Origin of the sequence: Enterococcus sp. 9E7_DIV0242, from assembly GCF_002140975.2 — a bacterium.
In the GTDB taxonomy this organism is placed as follows: domain Bacteria; phylum Bacillota; class Bacilli; order Lactobacillales; family Enterococcaceae; genus Enterococcus_L; species Enterococcus_L clewellii.
In genome coordinates this window covers 1,596,452-1,608,771 of the sequence record NZ_CP147247.1, presented here as the reverse complement: position 1 = coordinate 1,608,771, position 12,320 = coordinate 1,596,452, and the positions used below count along the sequence as shown (strand labels likewise).

The following is a 12,320-nucleotide window of genomic DNA, read 5'->3' as shown; positions in this document are numbered from 1 at the left end:
AAAAGTAGTAATGCGAAGGGAGCAAATATGGATAATCCAAATTCCTTAGGGGATACTAAAAAAAGAGGCAATGTTGGCAAAAAAATAGATTATCTGGTGCCATTATTGATTATTGCATTTTTAACATTGGTATTTAATTTCTATATGGCAGCTGTAAGTGGAGATGATATTACCTATCTTGATCGCTTAAATTCGATGGGGTTAATTGAAGCCAGCAAGGCACATTATGAGAGCTGGAGTGCACGGATTGTCATTGAAGCTGTACTGATGTATTTGGCAAAATATTTTACTTTATGGAAAATTTTGAATGCCGCTGTGATGACAGGGACTGTATGGCTTTTAACAAAATATGCGTTTCCTAAAATAACAGGGAAAAGATTGTTCTTGACCTTTGGTGTGTATTCTTTTGTTCCTTATGGAATGATGGATGAAGCAGGTTGGGTCGCGACAGCGCTAAATTATCATTGGGCTGTTTTTCTTGCTTTAGTTGCTTTTTACCCGTTTTATCAAAAGCTGCAGGGGGAGAAAATAACTATTCCGATTTATGTTGCTAGTTTAGCTGCTGCTGTTTTTGCATTGAATCAGGAGCAAGTTAATTCGTGCTTCCTTGTGTTTACAACAATCATCAGCATTTATTTATTTAAGAAGAAGCAATATGAGTTCAAGCTACTTGCATTTTCACTACTGAGCTTGGCTGGATTAGGTTTGTTTCTTTTGTCTCCTGGGACTACAACGAGAACAGGGATTGAAACAGAGGTACGTTTTCCGGCGTTTGAGAATTTCTCATTCATCAACAAATTGGATATCGGGCTATCTTCATTTGGTAAACCCTTTTTCATTGATTCAAATATTCTATTCTTCCTATTATTTGCCTTAGTTGCATTTTTGGCATTTACTAGAAGTCAAAACTATTATGTAAGATTTTTGTCAATGATCCCACTTGGATTTAACGTTATGGTCTATCTCGGCGGAACGATGCGACTAGGATTTACCCACTATGCTTCAAATCACTTAAGTGCTATTTTCTCGACAGATCGATTAAATGAGATTTTTGCAGATACAGGGACAGGTATAGCATTCCGACATCCGAGCACTTGGCTTCCTACTTTGCTGATTTTGGGGTTGATTTTATGCTTGCTTGTGGGCTTAGTGACGAGCTTTGAAGATCCTAAAGTCGGGATTCTTGCAGCTCTTATCTTCTTAATGGGTGCATCTGCAAGAGTAATTATAGGTTTCTCACCTACTTCTTGGGCTTCAGGGATACGGACATACTTTATCACATATATGGTTGCTGTATTCTTGGTACTACTGCTCCTGAATGAGCTGAGAAAAATCTCTAAACCTAAAAGTGAAGTTCTTGGCTTGGCTATAACAGTATTAGGCTTTTGCACATTCTTGTTAGCATTTTTTAATCGATAAAACGGAAATGCTGATCTATGTATAAGAATAGAGAGCATTCGTAATTATAAACGATTTTTATGTTTGGTTTAGCTGAGCATAAAATCGTTTTTTTGTCTGTTTTATAGGGAGAAAACGACTTTTCAGTTACGTGGGCATTTAGGATTTGAGATTGTTAAATATTTATTTACGAACCCTGGGATAAATTGCTTGAATTCAAAATAAGTGATATAATCTATTGATGTTTTAATGTGGAAAATACTAGTAAAATAATGTAGTTTAGGAGATTGAATGAGTTTATGTTGAAAAAGTTAATGAGCATACCAGTCGAATTATATCAAAATCGAAAACTGATTTTGACACTCGCTAAAAACGACTTCAAAACCAAATATGCTGGCTCGTATTTGGGAATCGTCTGGGCGTTTATCCAACCGATCGTCACAATCCTAGTTTATTGGTTTGTCTTCGGAAGTATCTTCAAAAATGGAACAGACCGTGGAGCACCGTATGTTCTATGGCTAGTGACAGGACTAGTTCCATGGTTCTTTTTACAGGAAGGGCTTGTTTCAGGAACCAATACATTTATTGAATATAATTATCTTGTAAAAAAAGTTGTTTTTAAAATCAGCATTTTACCAATGGTAAAGGTGTTGTCTGCTTTCTTTATTCATGTCTTTTTCCTTGGGTTCGTTCTATTGCTTTATTTGGCTCATGGAATGACACCGGACTTGTACTATTTACAGGTGATTTACTATAGTTTCTGTATCTTTTGTTTTGTTTTAGCTGTCTCTTATTTGACTAGTTCAATTGTTGTCTTTTTCAGAGATTTGACACAGATTATTAATATCGTGCTACAGGTGGGAATCTGGATGACACCAATCATGTGGGCATTTCCTGATTTGAATATAGGCGAACATAGCCTCATTGCATCAATATTGAAATTAAATCCAATGTACTATATTGTGAATGGGTATCGCACAACATTAATAGATAAGATTGGTTTCTGGGAATATCCTAGTTTAACTCTTTATTTTTGGGCAATAACAGGGGTCTTGTTTTTAATAGGAATAACATTGTTCAGAAAATTAAAAATCCATTTTGCGGATGTATTGTAGAAGGGGAACTTATATGTCAGAAAGTATAATTACTATAGAGAATTTGAGCAAGGTCTATCATCTGTATGACAAGCCTTCGGATCGATTAAAAGAAGCGTTGGGAATGAAAGTGAAATCCAGTGAACATTACGCATTGGATGATGTCAGCTTTGATGTGAAAAAAGGGGAAACAATTGGAATCATCGGAACAAATGGTTCTGGGAAGTCGACATGCCTGAAGATCATTACAGGTGTATTGAACCCTACTAGCGGAAAAGTAACAGTTAATGGACGCATCTCTGCTCTTCTTGAGCTTGGAGCGGGCTTCAATCCGGAATATTCCGGATTGGAAAATGTCTATTTGAATGGTACGATGATTGGCTTTTCAAGAGAAGAGATCGATGCAAAACTGGAAGCAATTTTAGATTTTGCGGATATCGGTGACTACATCAATCAACCGGTCAAAACTTATTCCAGTGGGATGTTTGTCCGACTGGCTTTTGCGATTGCAATCAACATCGAACCGGAAATATTGATTGTCGATGAAGCGTTATCTGTTGGAGATGTATTTTTTCAAGCGAAATGTTATAAGAAATTTGAAGAATTTAAAGAAAATGGCAAGACGATTCTGTTGGTTAGTCATGATTTAGGGAGTATTTCTAAATACTGTGATCGTGTTGTTTTGTTAAACAATGGGAAAAAACTAGATGAAGGAACGCCGAAAAAAATGGTGGATCTATTCAAGAAAGTCCTTGTGAAGCAAGAAGGTATTCAGGCTTATGATTCGCCAAAAGGGGCGAATGAATTGGAAGAGATCGAGTCAGCGGAAATAGATAGCTGGCAGAAGCCATTTACATTAAATCCTAATGTATTGGAATATGGGAACAAGATGGCAGAAATCATTGATTTTACAATTCTTGACTCAAAGAAAATCCCAACCAATACCATTGAAAAGTTCAGTGATTTTACGATCAAAATGAAAATCAAGTTTAATCAGGATTTGGAAGATGGTATTTATGCCTTTACAATCAAAGACTTAAGAGGAACTGAAATTTCAGGAACAAACAGTATGTTTGAAAAGGTAAAAATAGAGAATCGGAAAAAAGGAACTATTCTGGAGGTTTCGTTTACTCAGAACATGCCGATTCAAGGTGGAAACTATTTATTGTCTCTTGGCTGTACAGGATATACTGAGGGAGAATTTGATGTATACCATAGGTTGTATGATGTTTGTAATATTATGGTTATTTCTTCAAAAGATACAGTTGGTTACTTTGATATGGACTCTAAAGTTCAAGTTGAAGTTATCCAATGATAAGTGAAAGGGGTCTTGGCGTGGATACATATGTTGGTAAAGTGAAGCTAGACGAAACACACTATCCTGGTGAAGATTATTACAGTGATGGTGCAATTGAAGACAGACTGTTGGAAATCGTGACAAATTACCCTGAGGAAAAATACAATGAAGTGATTGCAGAAAGCAAGGATTGGGCGATCCTGTATCATTTATCGCATCTGCGGACAAATATTATAGAATGGTTGCCTATTGAAAAAACGGAAAGTGTTCTTGAAATTGGTGCCGGGTGTGGTGCAATTACTGGCATCTTGAGTGAAAAAGCAAAAAAAGTAGACTGTATTGACTTATCAAAAAAAAGAAGTCTAATTAATGCTACTCGAAACAAGGACAAAGAAAATATTGAGATCAAGCTTGGGAATTTCCAAGATGTGGAAGAGTCTCTGTCTGAAAAATATGATTGGATTACGTTGATTGGTGTTTTTGAATATGGTAAAGGATACATAGATTCTGAAGATCCGTATGTTGATTTTTTAAAAATCATCAAAAAGCATCTAAAACCAAATGGTAAAATCGTGATTGCGATTGAAAATAGATTGGGTCTAAAGTACTTTGCCGGCTGTGCTGAGGATCATTCCGGTATTCTATACGATGGGATTGAGGGCTATCATCATGATGGAATAGCAGCAACATTCTCAAAACCGGAGCTGCAGACTATTTTTAACAAGAGTGGTTTTTCACAGGTGGATTTCTATTATCCATATCCTGATTACAAGCTCCCGTTATATATTTATTCAGATGACTATCTGCCTCAACTGGGCGATTTGCACATCAATCAGAATTATGATCGTTTACGAGTGAATGTTTTTGATGAAACAAAAACGTATGACAGTCTAGTGAAAAGCGGACTGTTTCCTCTTTTTTCAAACTCGTTTTTAACAGTGTTGAAAGGAGATCAATGATATGGAGAAGTTGATTTTCAGTAAATATTCAAATGAAAGAGCTCGTCGTTTTGCTATTCGCACGGACATTGTCTCTGATGACTCCGATCATCTAACAGTTTTTAAAAGGAATCTCTATCCTGAAGGCCAACAGCATATAAAAAATATTCATACTTGGTATAAGCGATTAAGCGAAAGCTATCAGGGAACTCAAATCGAGTTAAACCACTGTGATTATTGTCAGGATAAAGTTGCTTTGGAGTATCTGACTCAGCTGACATTAGAAAACGAGTTGAATGAATTATTAAAAAAACAGAAGATTGAGCAGTTTAATACGCTTCTTTTTTCTTATATAAATGAAGTGAAAAAAGGCGGAATGACACACCCCTTTGTTAAGACGGAAGAATTCATTAAAACATTTGGCGATGTGCAGATTGATACGGCGCTTTCCGCAGAAGTAACTAATATTGATATGGTCTTGAATAACGTTATTTTGACTGAGAAATGGACAATCATTGATTATGAATGGACGTTTGATTTTCCGATTCCTGCCAATTTTGTTGTTTATCGTATTCTGCATTATTTTATTGCAAACAGTCATTTCCAAAGTCGACTGAATGTTGTTGAGCTGTTTGAACAAGCTGGTATTACTGAAGCTGAGCAGGAAATTTATGCCTCGATGGAACAACATTTTCAGGTGAAATTCTTATTGAGTGATGAGAAGCAAGAAAACATAGTAGTACCAATACGAGAAATGCATGAGGATATTTCTCCCGGAGGTATTGATCTAAAACGAATTTACGAAGAAGAGAAGATGCATAGAAATGCACTTATCCAAGTGTTTGAGAGTACAACATATGATTTTTCTGAGGAAAATTCTTTTCTTTTGCATTGCAATATCGATAAAGAAGTAACTCTTAAAATTGACTTGCAAGCAGAAACGGATTTTCTACGTTTAGATCCTCACGAACTTTCATGTAATGTGTCTGGCTTAAAGATTACAGATGAAAAAGGACTCGCGGTACCTGTTTTTGCTACAAATGGTATTTTTACAAAAGAAGATCAGGTCGTATTTTTAGAAGAGGACCCACAGCTGATTTTAGCTAACTTAAAAGAAGTCCAGCAACTGACTATCCGCTATCAAATCAAGTTGACAGAAATGCAAGAGAGAGAAGTCCTTCAAACTGTATTTAGTGAACAAGAATTACTGACAGAAAAACTGAAGCAATCAGAACAAGAGAATCAACAAATCAATGAAAAAATGAATCAATGTCAAGAGGTATTAGAAGACAAAGAGAAGCAATTGGCGTACCAGAAACAAGTAATTACCAATATGGAGAATACGAAAATCTGGAAAGCCTATGAACAATACAAGAAGACCTTCAGAAAGAACTGATGGGAAACTGTGTGAATCGAGGAGAAAAAAACAGTGGATAATAGTTTTTGGGTAAGAAGTGATCGTTTTCATTTAAAGGATAAATCCAAATATATTGTTGATGCCTGGCTAAATAAAGATCAAGCCATCAGTATTAGATTAGATGAGCAACAATTGGACTATGAAGTTGAAGAATCAGATGCGTTGCAAGAGGATGTAATCGGTCGATTCGTAAAAATTATTGTTTTTCTGCCAGAATCATTAGACTCTTATCGAACTTTAAAGATAGTTAGTCTTGATGATGGAAAAGAAGAAGTTAGCTTTGAAGTTGATGTTCCTACGTTGTTACAGAAAAAAATACCTATTCAGACTTGCTATGACAAAATTGATGTTGATTTTGCCACTAGAACATGTAGAGTAGAGGGCTGGATCGTCTCATCAGAACCAGTTGAAATCATTCTTACCGGAGATAAAAATAGTAATCTTCCTTTTGAGATTGAACGGGTGAAGCGTCGAGATGTTTTAGCTGTCTATCCAGAATATGATTTGGAGCAGGACAATGGATTTGTCATCACTTTTCAATATGGAAACAATAAGAAAAGCTCGTTGATTATTCGTAACGATAGTTTTGTGGTCAATAAGGAGCTTCACTTAAGCAAAGGACATTATAGAAAAGAACGCCTTCAAACGCTAATAAAAAAGGCACGAATGGTGATAAAAACAGAAGGCTATCGTCGATTCATCAAAGCAGTCTTTAGAAAGCTTAAACGCAGAGCACTTCCTGATCAACCTAAGCAAGTTAGTTATCAGGAGTGGATCGTACATCATCTTCCAGATGAACATGAGCTCAAGCAGCAAAGAGTTCATTCATTCGACTATCGTCCATTGATCAGTATTGTGATTCCTTTGTATAAAACGCCCGAACACTATCTGACACAATTGATCGCTTCAGTTAAAGCACAAACTTACGAGAATTGGGAGCTTTGTCTATCTGACGGTAGTGGCGAAAATTCGCCTATACGAAGCCTATTGGAAAAGTTTGAATCAGAAGATGAACGAATAAAAGCTGTGCATAATGAGAGACAATTGCATATATCTGACAATACCAATGAAGCGATAAAGATTGCTTCCGGAGACTATATCGCTTTTGCGGATCACGATGATTTACTAACAGCAAATGCTTTATTTGAAAATGTTTCTTTGATCAATAAACACCCGGATGCTGAAGTGATTTACTCAGATGAGGACAAAGTTGATGAAGCTGGACAATACGTCCAACCGCATTTTAAACCGGATTTCAGTATTGATATGCTTTGTTCAGTAAATTATATTTGTCATTTTACTGTTGTAAAACGAGAGATTATTGATAGAGTGGGCATGCTACGCTCCGCATTTGATGGCGCACAGGATCATGATTTTATGCTTAGATGTGTGGAAGCTACGAGTTACATTTATCATATTCCGAAAATACTGTATCACTGGCGTATTTCTGAAGATTCTACCTCTGAAAATCCGGAAAGTAAACGTTATGCAATCGATGCAGGTAAGAAGGCTGTCCAAGAACATTACGATCGTGTTGGCATAAAGGCTACCGTTGAAGATGGTGAGTATTTTGGCTTATATCGAACCAGGTTACAGCGAAGTAGTGATCCATTGGTTTCAATCATTATTCCTAATAAGGATCACGTTGATGATTTGAAACTATGCATAGACTCAATCGAAGAAAAAAGTACGTATAAGAATTATGAGTACATTATCATAGAAAATAATAGTACTGAGGATGAGACGTTTGATTATTATGAGCAGCTGAAGGCGGCTAATCCGCGTGTGAAAATCGTTACGTATGAAGGGACCTTTAATTATTCAGCAATCAATAATCATGGGGCTTCTTTTGCCAGTGGAGATTATTATTTGTTTATGAATAATGATGTAGAAATTATTAATCCTGAGACGATTGAAGAATTGCTGAATTACGCGATGCGTGAAGATGTAGGAATTGTGGGATCAAGACTCTATTATCCGGATGGAACTATTCAGCATGCCGGAGTAGTTGTAGGTCTTGGCGGCGTTGCTGCTCACTCCTTTGCAAACCATGTTCCAGGAGATACCGGATATTTCCACAGGATTATTATTACTCAGAATTGCAGTGCGGTTACAGCCGCCTGTATGATGGTAAAACGTTCAGTTTTTGAAGAGGTACAAGGCTTTTCTGAAAAGTTGGCAGTTGCCTTTAATGATATTGATTTCTGTTTGAAGGTTAGAGCCTTAGGGAAGTTGATCGTCTATAATCCATATGCTGAACTGTATCATTATGAGTCTAAATCTCGAGGAATAGAAGATACTCCAGAAAAAATTCAACGATTCCAAAATGAAATTGCTGTGTTTCAAAGTCGATGGCCTGATATTATCGAACATGGTGATCCATATTACAATGTTAATCTTTCTTTAGACACACAGAATTTTGCGTTAAAATCCATTTAAAGTGATATTTTTAGAACGATCATAAATAATCGATGTTGATCAGTTAGGTCTCGTACTTAGTGTTTGACTTTAAAGATTGGAGCATTAGTCAATTTGACAATGCGCCAATCTTTTTTTGCTGTTAAAAGATCTTAAAACATCGAGCAAAAGAAAATGCCAACCTATCAAGACTGGTATGTTCTATGCGTAGAAGTTGATATGATATAGCTAAGCCGAGTTTGCTATCTTGCACAAACTGTTTTTCCAAATCTCAAACCAGTGACACTATTCGCAGATTGCTTATTTAAAATAGACAAAGTATAATAAGCTTCGGAAGATAAAAGAAATTTACAGATTCATCACAAGTGATTTGAAACGATATTATTATTTTCAATTTCAGGTTGGCGACGTGAGTGGACTTTATAGAAAAAACACTGTAATCTAGAATTAGGAAAAATTTGCAGAAAAGGAACGAATCAATTCAATGACAAACGAGCAGAGCATTATCGTAACAATTGATAATATTTATAAAAACAAGAAAACAAAAGAAATCACAGTTAGAGGTTGGGCTGTTGATTTAGCGACGAAGAAAAATCCAAAAATCAATGTTGCTTCATCAGAAGTCGTTATTGAAAGTAAGGTTGGACTTACACCAAGACCAGATGTGATAGAAGCTTATGATTTACCACCCTATGTCTCTATCGGGTTCAATATAAACTTGAAGCTGAACGCATTTAAAGGAGAAGCTATTCTAAACTTTTCTAATGAAGAAGGGACTGTTACCCAAACAGTCGACTTGACCAAAAGTTATTCTGATGTCAGTCAAACTGCCCGCAAAGAAAAATGGGTGCACTATTTTAGAAAGTTCAAAAAAGGTCTGGGCTATTTAAAGCGAAACGGAATCTTGAATACCTATCGCAGAGTGCGGATCGATCAGCAAAAGACAAATGACAAATACTTGGACTGGATCGAAAAGAACGAACGACCATTGGACATGCCAGCAGAAATCAATAAAGATATCCTGATTTCTATCGTGATGCCTGTTTATAATGTTGAGGTCAAATGGCTGGATAAGTGTATTCAGTCTGTCAAAAATCAGACCTATACAAATTGGGAGCTTTGCATCGCTGACGATGCTTCTACCCATCAAGACTTGTTAAATGCTCTGGCGAAGTATGAAAAGGAAGATCCGCGAATCAAAGTGGTTTTCCGTAAAGAGAATGGTCATATTTGTCGAGCAACTAATTCAGCGTTGGAAGTCGCTACAGGAAAGTTTGTGGCGCTCTTAGATAATGATGATGAGCTGGCACCAAATGCACTATATGAGGTTGTCCGTCTCTTGAACGAGCGGCCAGAGCTGAACTTGATCTATAGTGATGAGGATAAAATCGATGAAGCAGGAACACGTTCTGATCCGGCATTTAAGCCGCAGTGGTCTCCGGATCTGCTGATGAGTACGAACTATATTTCTCATTTAGGGGTGTATCGTCGTTCAATCATTGAAGAAATTGGCGGTCTTCGCGTTGGGTTTGAGGGAGCACAGGATTATGATTTGGTTCTTCGCTTTACAGAAATGATTTCATCAAAGACCATTGCTCACATACCGAAAGTGCTTTATCACTGGCGTATGCTGGAAACCTCGACTGCCGCAAATCAAGGCTCTAAAGATTATGCCTTTCAAGCAGGGCAAAAAGCGTTGCGAGAAGCATTGGAAAGAAGAAGCATTGATGGAACAGTTGAAGCTGGTGCCGCAAATGGACTGTATCGAGTGAACTATGCGATTGCCGATAAAGAACTGGTTTCGATCATCATCCCCACTCGAAACGGCTATAAAGATTTGAAACGTTGTATTGATTCGATCATTGAACTGACGACTTACCCGAACTATGAGGTAATTGTAGCTGATAATGGTAGCGATGAGCCACAGATGGAAGAATTATACAATCAGTATAAAACAGAACTTGGGGATCGTTTCATCAAGCATTCGATCGATATCCCCTTCAATTTTTCAAAAATCAATAATATTGCTGCCAGAGACGCAAAAGGAAAATACTTGCTGTTTCTCAACAATGATACGAAGGTGATCACACCTGATTGGTTGACAAGTATGGTCTCGCTGGCACAACTAGACCATGTAGGTACGGTTGGTGCCAAGCTTTATTATGAGAACAATACAATCCAGCATGCAGGAGTGATCGTTGGACTAGGTGGTGTTGCAGGGCATGGACACCATACCTACCCTAAAGGAGACTTTGGCTATTTTGGCCGCTTGGTTTCAAATACAGATTATTTAGCAGTCACAGCCGCTTGTGTGATGATCAAAAAAGCAGATTTTGAACAACTGAATGGCTTTGATGAAGAGTTTGTTGTTGCCTATAATGATGTGGATCTTTGCTTAAGAGTTTATGAAGAATTAGGTAAATACAATGTTTATTCAGCAGATACAGAGCTCTATCATTATGAATCTCAATCAAGAGGCTACGAAGACACGCCGGAAAAACAAGAACGCTTCCTGAAAGAAGCCGAACGTTTTCGTGATAGATGGTTACCTTATGTTGAAGACGACCCATTTTATAACCCAAATCTGACAAGAAGCGGTGGCGATTTTAGCGTCCGACTGTAGTCTTTCAGATTATAAAGATGCGCGACAAAGCGTGTAATTATACTCAAGCTTCTAAAAGAGGTTGACTTGGCAACAGAGTCAAGGTTCCCAAATAATCATGCAACGTGTTATACCATAAATAAAAAAGAAAGGCAGGACGGAGACTCACTAGTAATTAATGAGTATATCCACCTGTCTTTTTAAAAAATATAAAAGGACAAAAACAAATGGAGAAAGTTTTAGTAATTGTAGGCCCTACAGCGGTTGGAAAGACTGCGTTAAGTATTCATCTGGCAAAAAAATTGAATGGAGAAATCATTAGTGGGGATTCCATGCAGGTGTACCGACAATTGGATATTGGGACTGCCAAGGTAACAGAAGCAGAGCGGGAAGGTATTCCTCATTATCTGATTGATATTCGAGAAATATCGGAGAGCTATTCCGCCGCAGATTTTCAACGCGAAGGACGAAAACGAATCAAGGAAATCACTGAGAAAGGGAAACTTCCAATCATTGTGGGGGGGACAGGTCTCTACATTCAGTCATTACTTTATGATTTTCAGCTGGGAAGCAAAAAGGAAGAGGAAACATCTGAGGTGAGACAAAAATACGAAGCTTTCGCTGAGGAAAATGGGAATGAAGCTTTATGGCAACTGCTATTGGAAAAAGACCCGACAGCAGCCGCAGCTATCCATTTCAATAATAAAAAGAAGGTAATCAGAGCTTTAGAAGTTTTTGATGTGACAGGGTACAGTATTTTGACACCGAAGGAACAACCAGCGTCTCTTTATGATTATTTTATCATCGGTTTGGAAACAGAACGCAGCTCTCTCTATGAGCGAATCAATCATCGGGTAGATGTAATGTTGGAACAGGGACTTTTGACAGAAGCAGAGCAGATGTATCATAATAGAGACGCTCAGGCAGCACAAGGAATTGGCTATAAGGAATTCTTTCCTTATTTTGATAAGAATATCCGTTTGGAGGAAGCCGTTGAACAGGTCAAACAGAATTCCAGACGATATGCCAAGAGACAGCTGACCTGGTTTAGAAACCGGATGAAGAATGTAGCGTGGTTTGATTTGCTCCAACAGCCTGATACGTTGAAGACGCTTGAACAGCAGGTTACTCAATGGTTGGAGCGATAGGAAAGGAC

8 protein-coding genes are annotated in these 12,320 nt (G+C 37.4%); all 8 read left to right on the top strand.

What is annotated here, in order from left to right; all coding sequences use genetic code 11:
• The first annotated feature begins 27 nt into the window (after positions 1-27).
• Complete coding sequence (locus tag A5888_RS07455) at positions 28-1,419, top strand: DUF6056 family protein (RefSeq protein WP_086350436.1); 1,392 nt, start codon at positions 28-30, stop codon at positions 1,417-1,419.
• Positions 1,420-1,697: 278 nt separating this feature from the next.
• Complete coding sequence (locus tag A5888_RS07450; RefSeq protein ID WP_339102025.1) at positions 1,698-2,513, top strand: ABC transporter permease; 816 nt, start codon at positions 1,698-1,700, stop codon at positions 2,511-2,513.
• A gap of 13 nt (positions 2,514-2,526) precedes the next feature.
• Positions 2,527-3,807 (top strand): ABC transporter ATP-binding protein, encoded by a 1,281-nt coding sequence (locus A5888_RS07445; RefSeq protein WP_086350434.1) that lies wholly within the window; start codon positions 2,527-2,529, stop codon positions 3,805-3,807.
• A gap of 20 nt (positions 3,808-3,827) precedes the next feature.
• Positions 3,828-4,748, top strand: a complete 921-nt coding sequence (locus A5888_RS07440; RefSeq protein WP_086350433.1) for a class I SAM-dependent DNA methyltransferase — start codon at positions 3,828-3,830, stop codon at positions 4,746-4,748.
• A gap of 1 nt (position 4,749) precedes the next feature.
• A complete protein-coding gene (locus tag A5888_RS07435; protein ID WP_086350432.1) occupies positions 4,750-6,123 on the top strand; it encodes a hypothetical protein in 1,374 nt (457 codons plus the stop codon).
• Between the two features lie 33 nt (positions 6,124-6,156).
• Positions 6,157-8,583 (top strand): glycosyltransferase family 2 protein, encoded by a 2,427-nt coding sequence (locus tag A5888_RS07430; RefSeq protein ID WP_212647223.1) that lies wholly within the window; start codon positions 6,157-6,159, stop codon positions 8,581-8,583.
• Between the two features lie 463 nt (positions 8,584-9,046).
• The gene (locus A5888_RS07425) at positions 9,047-11,185 is read left to right on the top strand and encodes a glycosyltransferase family 2 protein (protein WP_086350431.1); all 2,139 of its coding nucleotides are present in this window, start codon (positions 9,047-9,049) and stop codon (positions 11,183-11,185) included.
• A gap of 206 nt (positions 11,186-11,391) precedes the next feature.
• On the top strand, positions 11,392-12,312 hold the full coding sequence (gene miaA, locus A5888_RS07420; protein ID WP_339102024.1) for a tRNA (adenosine(37)-N6)-dimethylallyltransferase MiaA: 921 nt from the start codon (positions 11,392-11,394) through the stop codon (positions 12,310-12,312).
• Positions 12,313-12,320: the final 8 nt, after the last annotated feature.